This window comes from Vibrio sp. R11-SG3-ISO3-SZ (assembly GCF_059834345.1).
The window spans coordinates 1-19,192 of the sequence record NZ_JCBDGX010000028.1 but is presented as its reverse complement, the minus strand read 5'-3'; the positions used below and the strand labels follow the sequence as shown (position 1 = coordinate 19,192).

Genomic DNA, 19,192 nt, shown 5'->3' with positions numbered 1-19,192 from the left:
AAGTTCAACACCGGTTGCACCTGCACCTACGATCGCGATATCCACGGTGCCTTGACCATTTTTCGCGTGCAGCTTTAAGAATTCATTGTTCATTTCGGTGCGGAAACGGTGCGCTTGCTCTGGGCTATCGAGGAAGATGCAGTTGTCACGCACGCCCGGCGTGTTAAAGTCATTGGAGGTAGAACCAATGGCCATCACCAGAAGATCGTACTCAAGCTCACGCGTTGGCATCAGCAGTTCGCCATGCTCATCTTTCAGCTCGTGCAGTGTGATCACTTTACGCTCGCGGTCAATGTCTTTGAGCGCACCCATTTGGAAATCAAAGTGGTGATTTTTGGCGTGCGCACGGTAGCTTAGCGCGTCCACACCTTCATCCAGTGAACCTGTCGCAACTTCATGCAGCAAGGGTTTCCACAAGTGGCTTGCCTTACGGTCAACCAAGGTGACTTGCGCACGGCCTTTACGGCCCAATGTACGACCCAGTTTGGTAGCAAGCTCCAGGCCGCCTGCACCACCGCCTACAACGATAATTCGTGTCACAATAACGTTCCTCTAAATATAAATAATCATGATTCGAGCCGATTACTCAGCTCGAGAAAATTCTCTCTTGCCATGCGGTTACTCACCCTAACCGGTGCGTGATTCGCACTCTGGCATGACGTTTTCGGATATGAGGCTTGTTATTGGCGTTCAATAGCGGGCATTTTTGCCGCTCAACTCGTTTTTTGGGGCAAGTTTTTTACTTGCTCTCAATTTTTTTTGATATTTATCAAAAAATTTATAGTGAAGTCATTATATAGGGCAAAATGCGCCACGCAACAGGAGAATGTGATTATCTCACTTAACTTTGTAGGGATTAATGACAAGTGGTGACAAAAAGAGCGACAGGCATAAACCCTGTCGCTCTTGATGGTTAAGTGCTCGCGATGATTAGCGTTGTTTGAACGCTTTCATCGTCTGAAGGTGTTGAGAGATCTTTTTGAATTTGTGGCTCTGGGTGTCGTCCCAAATGATTTCGTAATACGGCGCTAACGCCTCGGCGGTTTGACTGTTGTCGTGAATTTCATCCTCTTTAGAGAGGATCACCAAACACTGGCCCGCATTTTTACTGCGAAACTCTGGCACACATTTGGTCGCAATGTCTTCATACTCTTCAGGGCGGTCGATCCGGCCCTGCATGGTGCGCTCAGGATGAAGATTAGGATTAAACATCACCTGCTTGATGCCACACAAAAATCCAATACGCTCTGACCAATAGGCACCAAGACCCACACCGCAGATCAGTGGAGAGGTATCCTCCGACTGTTCAATCACTTTGTGCACTTCTTTGAGTAGATGCTGCATATCGTGTTTCGGGTGCAATGTGCTGTAGTTAATGAAACGAACATCGTCATCAATAAACTGCAACTGTAAGACTTTTTCGTGGTTACCTGGGCTTGTGGAGTCAAAGCCATGCAAATAAATAATCATTCTAATTCCCTCGAACCTAATACTTCCAACTCTACCACGACCAAATCTACCAGAAATAGTAGGGTTAAATTTTACTTTATCGTTGCAAAACCACTAAACAGTGATCTTAGCTACAAAATAAGCCTTCAAGCCGGGTCGCCTCGGTCAAATATTGCTCTTCCCCCCACAACTGGTAAGCGAGAAGATACCAAAGCATGGCCATCATTTTTGCTCTGGGCTGCCAAGCCATGACGCCTTCGACCCAATCATCAATACCTTCTACCCCTCGTTTTTGACAGTAACGAAAAACCGCGTCTTGAGGGTCGTGCTGACACACGTCGATACTGAGTGTCAGATCCAGCCTAGGATCAGCGATGCATGCGTATTCCCAATCGATCACCGTGATGCCTTGCGTGGTGCGTACCATGTTGTACCCAGCCAAATCAAAATGACACAGTACATGGCCGACATCCGCCAAACTGGGCGCACGGCGACACGTTTCGTACACACCACGAATCGAGTCCGATTTGAGCGTGTCGTCAATCAATATCCAGTAATGATCAACCCGGGCCGTATAGTTAAACGGCGCGACGGGAATACGTTGTGTGTTGGCTTGATGAACGCTCACCATGGTATCGAGCAGATCATCAAACGACAGGCCGTCTCTCAGCGGAATACCCTCGATCCAATCCACCAATAGCCCTTGTTCGCAAATGTAATGCGGCTTAGGTGCGATGGGATTGTGTTCGAGTGCAGAGAGGATTTGATACTCTTGAAAGCGCGAAATGGAAAACGCTTTGGTGATGGGCGTATTCGGGCGCCATACGTAGGCGCCGCGATTAGTGACCACTTTCCAACAACGGTTGGTCAGCCCGCCTGTCAACGTTTGAGCGTATTGGGCGGGCTCAGGGAAGAACGGATTGAGCGCAGTCAAAGAGCGATCAAGTTGACACGCTTCATGCCAAGACATCCTGGCCATAGATCACCTCTTCCCTTGTCATTACATACCTAGAAAGCTTTTTGACTCTTGTTTGCGGATCTCAGTCTCGTCTGCCCACTCAATCAAACCCGTTTCCAGATCCATCAGGCGCATGGTCATTTTGTAGTAGACGTCTTTATCACTACCGGCATTTTTGGCGATGCTCGATAGGTTACCGTACAACATGTATTGCGCCCCAACCATTTTACCGAACTGGATGGCGGTACTTTGGTTAACGAGTTCGTCGTTGTTTTGGAAGTTCAACTGTTCACGCACCGATTCCACGCGATCCATATCCACAAAGCGGAATTTACCTGAGTTGAGCATCTTAGTGCTGATGGTATCGGTAATGGATTCAGTATCGATGTGCTCACTGGTTTTGTTTTTGATGCGCTCAACAAAAACAATAGGGCGCGCATCACGCGTGATGGCCGCCACCGAGCCTGACATCATCATGCTATCGACCATTTCACCGGCAATTTTTTGCAAGTCAGTGGAACCAAAATCAATCGTGGTGGTTTCAACCGCTTGCGCGTCACCATAACTCACTTTGTTCGAACAACCGCCGAGAATCACAGCCAAGCCAAGTAATGCTATTACACTTTTCTTCATTTCTTGGTTCCTCATAAACCTTGAATTGTCATTAATTTATTGATTATTTTCACGAATTTGTAAACGGAAATGTTTGCCATTCGGGTTCACCGACACCTCAGACAAGGCCACCGTTTCCGTCCCGCGTAAGATGGATTGACGCCAAGGGCTAAGCTTAGTGTTGACCTCCAAGCCATTGTCGTCATACCAATAAAAGCGATACAGTACATTGAGGTCACCTTTCGACTGGTTGGTCATGCGCACAACCCCACGTGCATGCCCTTCTACCTCTGTTGTGGCGATGTCTTCAATTTTTAGATTGCCGGCTAAGACGTTATCGCCAAAGAGCACTTTGTGTGTCTCTCCATCGATTCTAAGACCTGCTGTGTTGTCTGCGCATCCGATCAGCGCCGTGGCCGCGAGGGCCGCTATAAGCCATTTTTTCATCGTATACTTCCTAGTTGTTTATGCCATATTGTAGCATTCTCTCCCTGACGAGATATCCACACCAGTGCGGTGCGCCCCGCCGCGACATCAAACGGGTAGTCTTGGTTATTCACCCGAATGCTCTGCGTACCGGGTTCGACCACACGGCTGCTGCTCGCAACATGACCCGGTAACGTTAACCAACTGCGGGTATCGGGTTGCTCGGTGAGCGTGTTCCAAATATTAAATACGAGATTGCCGACGTCATCGCCTTGTGTGGCCTCTTTTCGCAATTGATCTTTGGCCCAAACCCGCAGCGCTTGACGGATCACCATCGCGGTAATACGTTCCGATAAATCACGTTGGGCCATCGCATTGACATCGGTCAAGCGCGATTCCTTGAGCGGCGCTTGATTCAATGTAAGCGGTGTAAATCGCTCTGGCGAAGCAGGCGGGTAATACGGCAGAGCGATAGTATAGAAGGCCACATTGTTGCGACTGTCATACAAAGGCAAAGATTGTTTCCAACCTTGCAACGCCGTCACTATGCCTTGTTCATCGAGCACGATGACGCGCGCTTTGTCGCTCTCTAACAAACTGGCTTTACCGTATCGCTGCTCTAATTTAATCAGGTCTTCTTTCATGCTAAGGCGCGTCGCAACGCGCATGGTGCCATCTATGATTTGCTCATTGTCTGGCGCCACCGCGAGCGCGCGTCGATAGTCCACATAGGCGGCATTGAGGTCATTGTCTGCTTCATAAAGCAGTGCCGACAGATACAACAAATAGGCATTTTGCACCGCCGCCAAGGTTTTTCCGGCATCAGGGTAGTTCGACAGCACGCTGCCTAAATTGGGAGATAAGCCCTGCGCTTGCATATTGCTTTGCGCTTTCGCTAGCTCTTTTTCACGCTCTTGCTTGGCACGCTCTTGGACTTGATTGGCGCGTCGCATCTCAATCAACGCCCCTTCCAGTTGGTTTTGCTGTAGATAATTGAGACCAAGATAGAGGTGAAGAAAGCCCAACTCATAATCTGCGGGCTGATATTCGTTGAGATTGTCGTTCACAGCGAGTGAACTAATGCTAGTCAGAGTTTCACTGACCGACACCGTGGCTCTATCTTGCTGAGCGCGAACGGCTTGGTCGCTCAACTCAAACGCCGCTTTACTATCGCTGTAGGTTTGATTGAGAAAGTGCACGCGCCCCTTTTCAAGGTTATCGAGAATATCGCCCGCCACAGAGTCAGGCAGCGCTTCTTGTGCTCGCTGATAATCCCCTCGCTGCACCGCTTGATACACATCAGCATTTTGTGCGCTGTAATGGCTAAACAGGTTACCAGCCGACATATTGGCACACGCCGTGATAACAAGGGTACTGGCGAGTAATGCACAACGTTGAATGTGGATGGTGAGTTGATTCGTAAAACGCACTCCAAGCCTCAAATCAGAATTTCAGATACCGATCTCACCGACATAAATATCAGTGAGACCTGCTCTCTGACACAAAGTGACGCTAAAAGTTCGCTTTATGTCATGACTGTATCGCGTCGATTAACTCATCAACATCGGGCCAAGTGGACGGCCGCCGACTAAGTGCATGTGAATGTGGTAGACCTCTTGGCCACCGTGCGCGTTACAGTTAACGATCAGGCGGTAACCCTCGTCATCAATCCCCTCTTCTTTGGCCAACTTGCGAGCCACAGTAAATAGGCGCCCCATGACCGCTTCATCGGCCTCTGTGACATCGTTCACCGTTGGGATAAGAGTATTAGGAATGATCAAAATATGGCTCGGCGCGCGAGGGTTGATATCACGAAACGCGGTAACCAAATCATCTTGATAAACCACATCGGCCGGGATCTCTTTGCGAATGATTTTACTGAAAATGGTTTCTTCAGCCATGAAACTCTCCAGAAGGTATCGTTGAATTTTCAATGCCATCGAGTATGCGTCAAGCAAATCGAGATCACAATAAAAACAGTGTTCACATCATGTTGTGAGCATTTTATTGATACACATTTTCATTTTTGTATTGTGCGTCATAAAATGTGTGTCTCACTCTCCATACAATCAAACTCTTTTTGCTATTTATAGCGTTATAGTTTGAATTTTTGCCATAGTTAGGGAGAGATCTATGAAAGGCTCAGTGATAAGAAGAATGTACGCTGGCTTTGCACTGATCATTGTGATGTTCATCGTATCCACCATGATGACGTTGAACGGAATGCAGCAAATCCAATCCAATTTCGAGAGTGTCTCCAACACCTCACTACCTCTTGTTTCCAAAGCCAACGAAACCAGTGTCTCTCTGCTTTCTGCGGATAAGCTTTTCAAAGATTTTCTGACCACTCAGAGCTTTGAGCGCATGGAACAAATCGAAAGCCAATTCGACCAAGCACGCGTTGAATACAATCAAACTTTGGCTGCCCTTGAAAAGGCCAGTGCAAGCAAGCCAGAATTGGTCGCCAGCATGGCGGTTCTTAAAGAGAAAGAGAGCAGTTACTTCGGAGAAGCCAAGCAAGCGATGGAAAACTATCGCTCGATGTTTGAGTCTCAAGCGCAAGTACAACAATCTTCTCGCCGTTTTCAACGCTTGCACTCTGAGTTGAGTGTCGGGATGAAAGAGTACGTCGATGACCAAAGCAGTATTTCAGTCAAAGTGATGGCGAAAAGCTACTTCATTAAGCTGAAAGACGCCGAAGTGATCACCTCTGACGCGCTGGCAAGCTCAGACACCGCGTTCGTAGCAGAAGCCGTTGCGAAAAACAAAAAAGCCGTGACACACTTGAACTACGCCTACAACGGCCTATCCAATCAAATGCCTGAGTTGAAAAAAGCCTTTGATGAGTCGGTCAAGCAGTTCACGCTCGACATCGGTCAAAAAGGCGGTGTCCTTGATCAACACAGCAATTACCTTGTGGCAAAAGACGCGCTCTACGCCAACATTGCGAGCCTGACTGAGCAAGTGGATGCGACCATGGCGCTGCTGGCTACCTACAGCGAAGCGGCCCAAGCGGGTCTCAATGCCTCGCTGGTTGAAGCAGAGCAAGTCTACAATCAAGGCAAGATACGTTCACTGTTGATTGGTGCCATCGTGATTGCACTGGCATTAGGCATCGGTTACCACATCGCCCACAGTGTCCGCGAGCCACTCACGCGTATTCTTAGCACCTTGGAATACCTCACCAAAGGTGACATGACACACCGTATCGAAATCCGTTACAACAATGAGTTCAGCCGCGTCAGCGGTCACATCAACTCGTTGGCGGACAACCTGCACAATATCTTGGTGAAGCTCAATGATGCCTCGGACAACTTAACCAATACCGCCCGCACCAACCAAGAGACCTCTTCTCAAGCGCAATCGCAGCTTAATCAGCAGCGTGAACAAACAGCCAACGTCGCCACCGCGATGACTGAAATGGCCCACTCCGTTCAGGAAGTGGCCCAAAGTGCGCAAAGCTCGCAGAAGATGGTTGAGCAAGTGGAGTCGGCGTCGGAATCTGGTCGTCAAATCATGGGCACTAACATCACCACCATCAATCAGCTTGAGACACGTCTAACGGAATCCGTTGATGCGGTCAAAGATTTGCAAACCATGAGTAGCCAGATTGGCAGCATTTTGGATGTGATTCGCAACATTGCTGAGCAAACCAACTTACTTGCGCTCAACGCGGCGATTGAAGCCGCGCGCGCGGGCGACCAAGGCCGAGGTTTTGCGGTGGTGGCGGACGAGGTTCGCGTGCTTGCGCAGCGCACTACTGAATCCACCAGCGAAATTGAAAACATGATCAGTAACTTGCAATCGAGTTCTGCTTCAGCCAACCAAGTCATTCAAAGCTGCATGGACGATATGGAGCTGTCGGTTGAACAAGCGTCCAACGCCAACAGTGCAATGGAAGAAATTCAGGGCTTGATCATGGAGATCAGCCAGATGAGTGGACACATTTCTCAAGCCGCAGCAGAGCAAAGTGAAACCACCTCAGACATTGCAAGAAACATTGAAGAGATTAACCTTATCGCCGACACCAGCTATCAGGCGATGGCGCAAATCGCTCAAACCAGTCATGACTTAAGTCAGCTTGCTGGTCAGCAAGGCGAACTGGTGCATCGATTCAAGCTGTAACGTAAAGATACGGTAAATTATTGACAGAGGGCGACCAATTATAACGGTTGCCCTTGTTTTTTCGGCAGATTGTCATTATATCGTGATTAGGCCTCACCCTTTTACTCTCCTTTTTGTGGGCCTGACATGAGGAATAACTATGACAATTCATGTTGGCATCATCGACCAAGACCCGATTCGCTTGGTCACCCCCCTATTAGATAACCGCAGCATCAGTAACCACATCGTCTTTATTGGCGTCAATGCCCAGCGCACCCTATTCGACAGACTGAGTCGTGTCTTGGCTAAGCGTGAGATTCACTCAGAGTTCTATGAAATTCCTGACGTTACTAATCCTTCTGAGATAAAGAACATCGTTGCGGAACTGGCAGAGCGCCTTAAGCAAAGTGGTGAAGATGTGCGCCTTAACGCCAGTTGTGGTCTGCGTCATCGACTCCTGTCGATTTACGAAGTGTTTCGCACCTTTCATTGGCCAATTTTTGTGGTTGAGCCCAACAGTGATCGCGTCTGCTGGCTCTACCCTGATGGCGTAGAAGACACGCAGCTGCAAGATTGGATCACCATTGACGATTACCTTACGGTATTTGGCGCGCGCGGCGAATTTAGCCAACAAACGTTGCCTCCTCAGTTGGACCAAAAACTCTATGAGTTGGGTGAGCGTTGGGCGAGTAACGCCTTAGAACTTGGCCCAGGCCTTGCGACACTCAATTATCTCGCCACGACATGCCGCAAAGAACAGATCCTCAGTGTAGAGTTGTCGGAGAAGCAGCAAGGCTATCGTGAGCTCAAGATGCTGATCGATGATTTGGTGGATGCCGACATCGCGACGTATGAGAACGGTGTGCTTACCTTTGCCAATGAAGATGCAAGACGCTTCTCCAACGGGGAGTGGCTGGAAACCCTAGTCCACAGCACGGTGCGCCAGATTCAACACAGCATGCCAACGATTCAAGATCACTCACTTAATGTGCAGGTGTATCGTGAGCTCGGTGAGCGTGAAGTGCGCAATGAGCTGGATGTCGCCTGCGTGGTCAACAACAAGCTCCATATCATTGAGTGTAAGACCAAAGGTATGCGTGATGATGGCGATGACACCTTATACAAACTCGAATCGTTAAGAGATTTGCTCGGCGGCTTACAGGCACGCGCCATGCTCGTCAGCTTCAGACCACTGCGCTACAACGACATCACTCGAGCAGAAGATTTGGGTCTCGCGTTAATCGGCCCTGATGAGCTCAAGGACTTGAAAACCCATCTTACGACATGGTTTCAAGCCGCTGGAGGCATTGACGGACTCGACCTTAAGACAGGAGCAAACAGCCCTGCGGCTCGTTAAGCAGGGTTCTTGATACCAATGACACAAAAGCCGCGATGACAATCGCGGCTTTTGGCTTACTTAAGGTCGGCAGCGAGATTAGCTGTCGTCTTCGGTAAAATTGGTCGGTAGGGTTTGCTTCATCTGATTCCAGATCTGCGCGCTCTCCATCCCGTAATGACGCACAACCACCAAAATTTGTTCGCGGTTGCCCGTTTCGCATACCTCCAACAAATCACGGTAGAACTTGAGCGCTAAACCACGCGCCTGAGCACTTGAGAAGTAGTAGCTACCCACACGATCGTAAAGCTTCTTCAATCCATTAAAGATCAAGCCGTAAATCTGGTTACCTGAGTGGAAAGCGAGACGCTGGAAAAGCATGTAATCGTAGTAATTAAACGTTTTCGCAATCAACGTCGCTTGGCGTTTCTGCTCATCTTTTTCACCATCGTCTTTCACGTGTTGCAGAATCTTGTCTGAATACGGCGAGGAGGCAATAAAAGCATCCCAAGAGTCGGCCGCGAGCAAGGCTTCACAAGAGTCGATCACATTGTGAATGGTACGCTCTGAACTCTCTTTGTTTACTTTGAACGCATAGCGCATGAAGATAGGTGAGATGTTTGTACGTGCCGCAAGCAAATCTTCTACGATAGAGGTTGCGTTTTCAGCATCGAGCGTCATCAATGTATCAAGAATGTGTAACCCGGACGTTTCCATAAACTGGTTTACTTTAGTCGGCTTACCATGCTGAATGGTTAACCAACCATCACGAGCCAATCTTTGTAATACCTCACGCAACGTCGTACGTGTTACACCAATGAGTTCAGAGAGCTCTCGTTCGGCTGGGAGAATCGAACCCGGAGGGAAGCGCCCTTTCCAAATACTTTCGATAATGTATTTCTCTGCAAATCCTGCGGGACTCTTTGCCTTGATGACCATTAATTACTGTTCCAATTTTATATTTATCTGGGTCGAATGGAACTCATCATACCACTAGTTTTTGCCTAGCGAAAACAAACCACCAGTAAACGTGGCATGGATGCCATATAGAGCATTAACTCTAATTTATTTTGGCGGTTTTAAGTGGTGTGGGGATTGTCAAAACCAATAAATTTTAACTTTACCTAACCTCACTTTCTCTGAGGCCTTATGAGTACTGCATTAATCACACAATATGAGTTTTTATTTTTGAAACTAACATTGTTATTTTGATGCAATATAATCCCATATTGTTGCTTATCAATTCAACTAAATGGCTAACTGCCATCAATTGCTGATTTTCACAACTATTATGCAAGCGTTACGTAACTTTGATCGCGTTTTTGAATAAAAGTGGACTGATACATTTATCAGATATCACTTAATCATTGACTAACAAGTTATCAACGGTAGAGTGGCGACCGAAGTAAGGAGTGCTTGTCTTTCTCAGGGAGTGACTTGGCAAGACCACATATTGATACTCAGGATGTTGTTTTTCTAAGTCGCTGTTGATTGGGCGTTACACGGCTGGACTATCTGCGCATGAGCCATCTGCGCATGACCCGCTGCGACGCTTACATTGAATTCGGGCACGTCTGTGTTAATTCAGTACAACAATAAAGAGTATTAATGTCATGCCGATGTCACTCGGAAACGCCTTCATCAAGAACTTTCTTGGTAAGGCACCGGATTGGTACAAAGTTGCCATCATAGCCTTCCTCATCATCAACCCGCTTGTGTTCTTTTTCATCGATCCTTTTGTCTCAGGCTGGTTGTTGGTCGCAGAGTTTATTTTCACCCTTGCGATGGCACTGAAGTGTTACCCGCTGCAACCCGGTGGTTTATTGGCCATTGAAGCCATCGCCATTGGCATGACCAGTGCGGATCAAGTCAAGCATGAGCTTGTCGCGAATATCGAAGTGTTGCTACTGCTGGTCTTTATGGTCGCAGGTATCTACTTCATGAAGCAGCTTTTGCTGTTTATCTTTACCAAAATTCTGCTCGGTATTCAGTCTAAAAGCATGTTATCGCTGGCGTTCTGTTTTGCCGCAGCGTTCTTATCTGCTTTCTTAGATGCATTAACGGTGATCGCTGTTGTCATCAGTGTCGCAGTTGGCTTCTACGCGATCTACCACAAAGTTGCCTCCGGTCAGGGAGGTCACGCGACCCATGACCATACGTCAGATGATCACCTTAACGATCTTACACGTGATGACTTAGAGAACTACCGCGCCTTCTTGCGTTCGCTGCTCATGCACGCAGGGGTGGGTACGGCACTCGGTGGCGTGATGACCATGGTGGGTGAGCCGCAAAACTTGATCATTGCTGATCAGGCTGGCTGGCAGTTTGGTGAGTTCATTGTTCGCATGTTACCCGTTACTCTACCCGTGTTGATTTGTGGTCTCGCAACGTGTGTGCTCGTCGAAAAAATGAAAGTCTTCGGCTATGGCGCCCGCCTGCCTGACACGGTGCGTCAGATTCTGGTTGATTACGACAACGAAGAGCGTAAAAAGCGCACCAAACAAGATGTGGCCAAGCTTTGGGTTCAGGGTGTTATCGCGGTATGGCTGATTGTCGGCCTTGCGCTCCACCTCGCGGCAGTCGGCCTCATCGGCTTGTCTGTCATCATTCTGGCTACTGCGTTTACGGGCGTGATTGAAGAGCACTCGCTAGGTAAAGCCTTCGAAGAGGCCCTGCCCTTTACCGCGCTTTTGACGGTGTTCTTCTCAATTGTTGCTGTCATCATCGACCAAGAGCTATTCAAGCCAGTGATTGATGCGGTATTGCACGTCGAAGACAAAGGCACCCAATTGGCGCTCTTCTATGTCGCCAATGGACTGCTTTCGATGGTGTCTGATAACGTATTCGTCGGCACGGTCTACATTACCGAGGTTAGTACGGCGTTGATGGAAGGCGTGATCAATCGTGACCAGTTTGACCTGCTCGCAGTAGCGATCAATACGGGCACCAACTTGCCATCGGTTGCCACCCCGAACGGTCAAGCTGCCTTCTTGTTCTTGTTGACCTCAACGCTGGCACCTTTGATTCGTTTGTCCTACGGTCGCATGGTTATCATGGCACTGCCTTACACGATAGTGCTGGCTTTAGTTGGCTTTGCCGGTATTGTCTTCCTGCTTGAACCAATGACCGCGTGGTTCTATGAAGCAGGCTGGATCACGCATCACTCAGCAGAAATCATGCATGCGGTGACCAAAGGTCACTAGTCGGCATCACGTTTGAATAATTTTTTATTGCGATAGAAACTTTTACACGCTAAAAAGCTCTGATTAGTCAGAGCTTTTTTCTTTTCTTTGTTAGGGATATTTCATTACTTATGCTTTCTTCGATTAAACAGTTTTCTCAGGGACGATTTGCTTGGCTACTGCTGTTTGGCTTGATTGTCGCACTAGAGTTGTGTGCACTGTTCTTCCAGCACGGAATGGGCTTGGCGCCGTGTGTGATGTGTATTTATGAGCGCATCGCCATGCTTGGCGTCGCGGGCGCAGCGCTGATTGGTGCCATCAATCCACGTGTTGCTGTATTGCGTTGGTTAGGGCTCGCAGCGTGGGGCGGCAGTGCTTATAAAGGACTCATGCTGTCACTAGAACACGTGGATTACCAGTTTAACCCTTCGCCGTTCTACACCTGTGATCTGTTTGTTCAATTCCCTGACTGGGCACCGCTCAATCAATGGGCGCCTTGGATGTTTGAAGCTTATGGGGATTGCAGCAAAATCGTATGGCAGTTTTTGACGCTCTCCATGCCACAGTGGCTCGTGGTTATCTTTGCTGCAAACCTGCTCGCGCTTGGTGTCATTGTTCTCTCTCAATTTGCCAAAGATAAATAACACCCATCACTCACTCTGAGTACACGAGTAAAAAAATGGCTTCCAAACGGAAGCCATTTTTTATGAGTCGTCTTTGCCGGCGCGACGCTGACTATGTTTCGAGGAACAATATATAGAGTTACCATATGTAAAGTGACCCTATGTAAAGTAACAACGCATATTACCTGCTATCAGTTCATCTCTCGACCCGGCTCTGGCGCCAAGACCTCTCGGTTGCCGTTGTGACCTGGCGCGCTGACAATACCTTGAGCCTCAAGCTGCTCGACAATTCGCGCCGCACGGTTGTAACCGATTTTAAATCGGCGCTGAACGCCAGAGACTGAACCACGACGAGATTGCACTACGTGCTCGACCACTTGATCAAACAGAGGGTCCATCTCTTCATCACCTTCGGGTTTCTCGCCCGGTAGCAACGCTTCTGGCCCTTGGTCTCCGTTGGTGATCTCATCAATATAGTTTGGCTTGCCGCGTGCCTTCCAATTGTTGACCACCGCATGCACATCATCATCTGAAGCAAATGCCCCATGGACGCGAATGGTGTGACTCGATCCGGAAGGAAGATACAACATATCACCCATACCCAGCAGTGACTCTGCACCACCTTGATCGAGAATGGTTCGAGAGTCCGTTTTGGTTGAAACGGTAAATGCAACCCGCGTAGGAATGTTCGCTTTAATCAAACCGGTAATAACGTCTACTGAAGGTCGCTGCGTCGCCAAAATGAGGTGGATACCCGCGGCGCGCGCTTTTTGCGCTAAACGCGCGATCAACTCTTCGACTTTCTTCCCGACCACCATCATCAGATCGGCAAATTCATCCACGATCACTACGATATAAGGCAGCTTTTCGAGCAGCGGTGGATGCTCATCCATACTGTCACCCGGTTGCCAGAGCGGATCGTGGATTGGGTGGCCCGCATCTGCGGCCATTTTCAGCTTGTCGTTGAATCCTTTGATGTTCCTAACGCCTAGTGCAGACATCAGCTTGTAACGCCGCTCCATCTCGCCAACACACCAACGCAATGCATTGGACGCATCCTTCATGTCGGTCACCACTTCAGACAACAAGTGAGGAATCCCTTCATACACCGACAGCTCAAGCATTTTCGGGTCAATCATGATAAAGCGGACATCTTCTGGGGTCGCTTTATAGAGGATACTCAAGATCATGACGTTCACCCCGACCGATTTACCTGAGCCTGTGGTACCCGCCACCAACACGTGAGGCATTTTCGACAGGTCCGCCACCACGGCTTCGCCCGCAATATCTTGACCAAGGACGACGGTCGTCGGTGATTTAGCGTTAACAAACGCTTGGCTGCCGACCACGTCGGAGAAATAGACCGTCTGGCGGCTCATGTTTGGCAGTTCAAGGCCAACATAAGGCTTGCCAGGGATCACCTCCACCACACGCACCGCCATCGCTGAGAGTGAGCGTGCTAAGTCCATTGATAAACTTGAGATGCGGCTTACTTTCACCCCTGGTGCCAAATCCAATTCAAAACGAGTAATCACTGGTCCTGGGAATATATCCACCACCGATGCGGTGATTTTATAGTCCGCTAACTTAGATTCCACCAGACGAGCTATCTCCTCTAACGCATCGCGGTCAATAAAGTTTTCTCGCTTCTCTGGGTGGTATAAGAGCTCGAGCGTTGGCATAGGCTCGGTCGGTTTCGGTAAGTTTTGATCTTGCTGAACCAAAAACGGGTTCTGAGACGCGACCACTTTGGCTTGCGCTTCCGCTACCAAGTTTTGCAGCGCGGCCGCATCTTCGTCTTGTGCTACATCGACGTCGCCCTCGTCATCATCTGTTGAGCCGCCCTGTTCATCAATAAACGCGTCGACGGGTTCCTGTGGCGTAAAGCTTGGCTCAGGGTTGTCTTCGACCACATCAAAACTGGAGATACGAGGTTGCTCATCCTCTTCAATATCAGGGAGTGGCGAATCATCACGATCGTGGAAAACAGGCTCATCTTGCCAAGGCGGAGTAAGCTCTTGCTCGCGCTCTTGCGACTGCAACTCGCTGGACGCTTGAGTCAAAATCGGTTCAGGGGCGTAATCGTTGGCACTATTGGCCGCCGCATCGAGCTCCTCTATAGTGGCACCAAGCTGCTTAACACGCAGGTTACTCTGCTCGTCATCCTCTTGCTCGTCGTAGTGATAAAGCGGCGTCTCTGGCGCAGAGGTGGACGCTTGAGTGGCACTATTGTCCGGCATATGAATATTGTAGCGACGTGTCGCGGACTGAGGAGATACTGCCTCGCTGACTGGCTCCTCACGCTCTGAATCCGCTTGGATGGCAGGCGACGTGTTCATACCTTCTCGCGACTTATGCTCTAATGAGTCAGATTGCGTCGCATCCGGTTCGGTCAAGGTCGGCGCAAACACCTGATCCTTCTCACCGCGCAGCTTATTGATCACCCAAGTGATGGCACCAATCGCCTGCTCGCCAATCCAATCCACGATCGTTAGCCAAGAAATCCCGGTCAACAGCGTAAAACCCGCGCCCCACAAAAACAGCAGCACTAGCGTGGTGCCTAGCACGTTGAGTGTCGGCAGAGCGAGACTGGTCAGCACATCACCGATAACGCCGCCCGATGAAAAGTACCAGATATCGTCGAAGTTGATGTCGGCAAGACCGCAACTGGTGAGAATCAATATAGTTAAGCCGAGTAAGCGTGTGCCCCAAAGCATAAAATCGAGCGGCTCATCTTCGCCTCGTTTACGAAACAGAACCCAGGCGGTCAGTGCGATGACCACTGGAATAGTGTACGCCAGTGAGCCAAACGTAAAAAACAGTGTGTCCGCGAGCCAAGCCCCGACAATACCACCGGCATTTTCAATCTCCATACCCCAGGCGGTTTGCGACCATGATGGATCGGCCGCGCTGAAGGTCAGCAGAGCAACAGACAGTAAAATAGCGGCGAGGAAAACCACGATTAGGCTGCATTCTTGTAAACGCTCGGAACCGGAAAGGCGCGTCTTTTGACGATGGTCCCCAGTGTCGACGATGGTTTCGACTTTGTTTTTGGTTTCTCGGAACATAACCACTCTAACATACTGAAAAAAATAGCCCGAACAGCCAAGCTGCACGGACTATTGATTTAACCACATCGGCCTACAAAACCCAATTATGAAAAGTCAGAATATCGAAAGGGATTCTCACTTTGTCTCGCCTTCGCCCTGAATAGTCATTCCCATACTAGGCTTAGGGATTAACGAGTTTTGATCACCAATTGATTGGTTTGTTTCACTTCTTCCATAACCACGTAAGTACGTGTGTCATTAACACCGGGTAGACGAAGTAGTGTATCCCCTAGCAGTTTACGATAAGCACTCATATCCGAAACACGTGTTTTCAAAAGATAGTCGAAATCACCAGAAACAAGATGACACTCTTGGATGTCGTCAAGCTTCTGTACGGCTGCATTAAACTGTTCAAACACGTCTGGAGCACCACGGTTTAGCGTGATCTCCACAAACACCAATAGAGACGCGTCTAGGTACTGAGGGTTGAGCAACGCTGTGTACCCAGTGATGTATCCCTGACGCTCTAAGCGTCTTACACGCTCTAAACACGGAGTGGGCGAAAGACCGACTCGTTTAGACAATTCTACATTCGAAATTCGACCATCTTTTTGCAACTCATTCAGAATATTGCGATCGATACGGTCTAGATCCTTGGACGGCTTCTTATTGTTGTCTGCCATTTTTTATTCCACCTTATTACTTCCTTGCAAAAATTTATACTACAACTTCTTAATATACGGTATCAAATTTTATTACATCCTAACTATACTAGGCATTAATTCGACAGAATTACCCTAAATACAGTTGATACAACCATTTATCGATAAGGAGTCAGGATGATCATTGGCGTACCAAAGGAAATTAAAAACCACGAATACCGTGTGGGCATGATCCCAGCCAGCGTCCGCGAGTTAGTCTCACAAGGCCACCAAGTGTTGGTTGAAACCAATGCCGGCGCAGGCATCGGTTTTTCAGACGATGATTACATCGCTGTAGGCGCATCCATTCTTCCTACTGCTGCCGACGTATTTGCGAAGGCAGAGATGATTGTAAAGGTTAAAGAACCTCAAGCTGTCGAGCGAGCCATGCTCCGCGAAGGGCAAATTTTATTTACTTATTTACACCTCGCACCAGATTTTCCACAAACTGAAGAGCTAATCAAGAGCAAAGCCGTCTGTATAGCCTACGAGACTGTAACAGATAATATGGGTCGCTTGCCACTATTAGCGCCAATGTCTGAGGTTGCGGGTCGAATGTCTATCCAAGCCGGTGCGCAAACCTTGGAAAAATCGCACGGCGGACGTGGTCTTCTGCTAGGCGGCGTACCGGGTGTGGAGCCTGCAAAAGTGGTGGTCATCGGTGGTGGTGTGGTCGGTGCAAACGCGGCGCGCATGGCCGTTGGTCTGCGCGCAGATGTGACTATCCTTGACCGAAATGTCGACACTTTGCGCCGCTTGGACGAAGAGTTCCAAGGCCGTGCAAAAGTCGTCTACTCAACCAAAGACGCGATTGAAAAACACGTACTCGAAGCGGATTTGGTCATCGGTGCGGTATTGATCCCAGGTGCTGCGGCGCCGAAGCTGGTCACTAAAGAGCACATTGCCAAGATGAAACCGGGCGCGGCGGTAGTGGATGTTGCTATCGACCAAGGCGGCTGTTTTGAAACCTCTCACGCGACCACGCACGCCGATCCGACCTACATTGTTGATGACGTTGTCCACTACTGTGTGGCGAACATGCCGGGTGCGGTTGCGCGCACGTCAACCTTCGCTCTTAACAACGCGACCTTGCCGTACATTGTCAAACTGGCCAATAAAGGCTATCGCCAAGCGCTACTCGAAGACAAAGGCTTCCTGGAAGGATTGAACGTTATTCACGGTAAAGTAACTTGCCAAGAAGTGGCGGAAAGCTTTGACCTTGAGTACGTCGTTCCAGAACAAGCGATCGCGATGTTCAACTAAGCTTTAACAGCAACAACAAACAAAAGCGCTTGTGCCGAAACACAAGCGCTTTCTTTATTCTATTGATTCTAAGAATTGGCTCTGACCAAGCCGTAAGGATCAATCCGAGAACGCTTAAAACCAGCGCTCTAATGACGCACGATCTAGCTGTTTAAACGCTCGGTTAAGTAGACGCGCCAACTCTTTATAACGCGGACGAGATTTCATCGGCTCTAGCGCGCCTCCACTGTCGACAATTTTCTGATGGATTTCTCGATACCAGCCAGCCAACGCAGGAGGAAGTACAGTGTTCGAACGATTGCCGAGCCACCACATGCCTTGAATGGGCATACTGATGGCAAACAAGGCGATGATCACCGCCTGCGGTATAGCCTGATAGTTGTTGAACGCCATTTGAGTCAGCACACTGATGGCTGCAATCGCAGGCATGACCTTCACACCAAACCGAGTCGCCTTAATGATGCGTTGCTCTGGAAACAGCATGTTAAGCTCTTTGCGCATCGGCCAGATTTCCATGTATTTTTGACCGTCACGTAGGCTATGAATCAAACCGACTTTATTACTCATACGACTCTCTCACTGGTTTAGGCGACCAAATTAAAATTTAGTTGAAGAATTAAACTTTCTAAGTAAAAAATTGATAAAAGTTAATATTCTTTCAAAATTTTTTGTTATTATTCTCTATTATCGTTATCCTTCGCGGACCCACAATCTCATTGTTGCTGTTATTTACAATTTACGCAACTCTATGGGACCTATCTGCAAGGATGCAATGGTAACGTTCGGGAGACGTTACTGTCTCTTTATACGGAATTCGACGTTTTTTTGACCAAGATTAGTACGCAGCGAACCTCGTATCGTCTATTCTTGTGATTAATTTTTATCCTAACTGATTATTACAGGTAGTCACTCATGTCAAAGCTAGTTTTAGTTTTAAACTGCGGTAGTTCTTCTCTTAAGTTCGCTATTGTTGATGCAGCAAACGGCGACGAGCACCTAACCGGTCTTGCTGAATGTCTTCATCTTCCAGAAGCGCGTATCAAATGGAAGCTAGATGGCAAACACGAAGCACAACTTGGTGAAGGCGCTGCGCACGATGAAGCTCTTTCTTTCATCGTTGAAACTATTCTTGCTTCTAAGCCAGAACTTGCACAGCAACTGAAAGCGATCGGTCACCGTGTGGTACACGGCGGCGAGAAATTCACGCAATCTGCGCTTATCACTGACGACGTACTGAAAGGTATCGAAGACTGTGCAACGTTGGCGCCTCTTCACAACCCAGCAGCGATCATTGGTATTAAAGCGGCTCAAAAAGCGTTCCCTGGCCTACCAATGTCTGCGGTATTTGATACGGCTTTCCACCAGTCTATGCCTGAAGAAGCGTACCTATACGCACTGCCATACAACCTGTACAAAGAGCACGGTATCCGTCGCTACGGCATGCACGGCACATCACACCTATTCATCGCTCGCGAAGCAGCTGAGCGT

The 19,192-nt window shown here is 48.7% G+C and carries 16 protein-coding genes and 1 pseudogene; 6 read left to right on the top strand and 11 right to left on the bottom strand.

Going from position 1 to position 19,192, the window contains the following annotated elements; translation table 11 throughout:
- The 7 genes from AC6R1O_RS03625 to hinT all read right to left on the bottom strand — a co-directional run.
- The coding region (locus tag AC6R1O_RS03625; RefSeq protein ID WP_500656501.1) for an NAD(P)/FAD-dependent oxidoreductase at nt 1–540 on the bottom strand (540 nt) is incomplete at its 3' end.
- A gap of 390 nt (nt 541–930) precedes the next feature.
- Nucleotides 931–1,470, bottom strand: coding sequence for an alpha/beta hydrolase YcfP (ycfP, locus tag AC6R1O_RS03620; protein ID WP_500632670.1), 540 nt, complete (start codon nt 1,468–1,470; stop codon nt 931–933).
- Between the two features lie 106 nt (nt 1,471–1,576).
- The gene (locus AC6R1O_RS03615) at nt 1,577–2,428 is read right to left on the bottom strand and encodes a phosphotransferase (protein WP_500632671.1); all 852 of its coding nucleotides are present in this window, start codon (nt 2,426–2,428) and stop codon (nt 1,577–1,579) included.
- Between the two features lie 21 nt (nt 2,429–2,449).
- The gene (lpoB, locus tag AC6R1O_RS03610; RefSeq protein ID WP_334552511.1) at nt 2,450–3,040 is read right to left on the bottom strand and encodes a penicillin-binding protein activator LpoB; all 591 of its coding nucleotides are present in this window, start codon (nt 3,038–3,040) and stop codon (nt 2,450–2,452) included.
- A 36-nt stretch (nt 3,041–3,076) separates the two neighbouring features.
- Complete coding sequence (locus AC6R1O_RS03605) at nt 3,077–3,466, bottom strand: YcfL family putative periplasmic lipoprotein (protein WP_334552512.1); 390 nt, start codon at nt 3,464–3,466, stop codon at nt 3,077–3,079.
- On the bottom strand, nt 3,463–4,791 hold the full coding sequence (locus tag AC6R1O_RS03600; RefSeq protein ID WP_500656502.1) for a COG3014 family protein: 1,329 nt from the start codon (nt 4,789–4,791) through the stop codon (nt 3,463–3,465). Before AC6R1O_RS03600 ends, AC6R1O_RS03605 begins: the two co-directional genes overlap by 4 nt.
- A gap of 204 nt (nt 4,792–4,995) precedes the next feature.
- Nucleotides 4,996–5,346, bottom strand: coding sequence for a purine nucleoside phosphoramidase (hinT, locus tag AC6R1O_RS03595; protein ID WP_500656500.1), 351 nt, complete (start codon nt 5,344–5,346; stop codon nt 4,996–4,998).
- Between the two features lie 232 nt (nt 5,347–5,578).
- Between hinT and AC6R1O_RS03590 the strand changes: the two genes are divergently transcribed.
- Both AC6R1O_RS03590 and AC6R1O_RS03585 read left to right on the top strand, forming a co-directional pair.
- Nucleotides 5,579–7,570: a methyl-accepting chemotaxis protein gene (locus AC6R1O_RS03590; protein WP_500656499.1), complete on the top strand. Its 1,992-nt coding sequence runs from the start codon at nt 5,579–5,581 to the stop codon at nt 7,568–7,570.
- 139 nt (nt 7,571–7,709) lie between these two features.
- Nucleotides 7,710–8,906: a DUF1887 family protein gene (locus AC6R1O_RS03585; RefSeq protein ID WP_500656498.1), complete on the top strand. Its 1,197-nt coding sequence runs from the start codon at nt 7,710–7,712 to the stop codon at nt 8,904–8,906.
- A 78-nt stretch (nt 8,907–8,984) separates the two neighbouring features.
- Here AC6R1O_RS03585 and fadR read toward each other — a convergent pair whose 3' ends face one another.
- Entirely contained in the window at nt 8,985–9,824 is an 840-nt protein-coding gene (gene fadR, locus AC6R1O_RS03580; RefSeq protein ID WP_334552516.1) for a fatty acid metabolism transcriptional regulator FadR, read from the bottom strand.
- 674 nt (nt 9,825–10,498) lie between these two features.
- On the opposite strand from fadR, the gene nhaB reads away from it, so the two are divergent.
- Nucleotides 10,499–12,088, top strand: a complete 1,590-nt coding sequence (gene nhaB / locus AC6R1O_RS03575) for a Na(+)/H(+) antiporter NhaB (protein WP_500632672.1) — start codon at nt 10,499–10,501, stop codon at nt 12,086–12,088.
- A 110-nt stretch (nt 12,089–12,198) separates the two neighbouring features.
- Nucleotides 12,199–12,711, top strand: coding sequence for a disulfide bond formation protein DsbB (gene dsbB, locus AC6R1O_RS03570; RefSeq protein ID WP_500632673.1), 513 nt, complete (start codon nt 12,199–12,201; stop codon nt 12,709–12,711).
- 170 nt (nt 12,712–12,881) lie between these two features.
- Here dsbB and AC6R1O_RS03565 read toward each other — a convergent pair whose 3' ends face one another.
- Both AC6R1O_RS03565 and lrp read right to left on the bottom strand, forming a co-directional pair.
- Nucleotides 12,882–15,758: a DNA translocase FtsK gene (locus tag AC6R1O_RS03565; protein ID WP_500632674.1), complete on the bottom strand. Its 2,877-nt coding sequence runs from the start codon at nt 15,756–15,758 to the stop codon at nt 12,882–12,884.
- A gap of 170 nt (nt 15,759–15,928) precedes the next feature.
- Nucleotides 15,929–16,423, bottom strand: coding sequence for a leucine-responsive transcriptional regulator Lrp (lrp, locus tag AC6R1O_RS03560; RefSeq protein WP_284190498.1), 495 nt, complete (start codon nt 16,421–16,423; stop codon nt 15,929–15,931).
- 156 nt (nt 16,424–16,579) lie between these two features.
- Between lrp and ald the strand changes: the two genes are divergently transcribed.
- Complete coding sequence (ald, locus tag AC6R1O_RS03555) at nt 16,580–17,704, top strand: alanine dehydrogenase (protein ID WP_500630293.1); 1,125 nt, start codon at nt 16,580–16,582, stop codon at nt 17,702–17,704.
- A gap of 114 nt (nt 17,705–17,818) precedes the next feature.
- Here ald and yfbV read toward each other — a convergent pair whose 3' ends face one another.
- A complete protein-coding gene (gene yfbV, locus AC6R1O_RS03550) occupies nt 17,819–18,271 on the bottom strand; it encodes a terminus macrodomain insulation protein YfbV (RefSeq protein WP_500632675.1) in 453 nt (150 codons plus the stop codon).
- 345 nt (nt 18,272–18,616) lie between these two features.
- Here yfbV and AC6R1O_RS03545 point away from each other — a divergent pair.
- Nucleotides 18,617–19,192, top strand: a pseudogene (locus tag AC6R1O_RS03545) (acetate kinase); the annotation flags it as partial.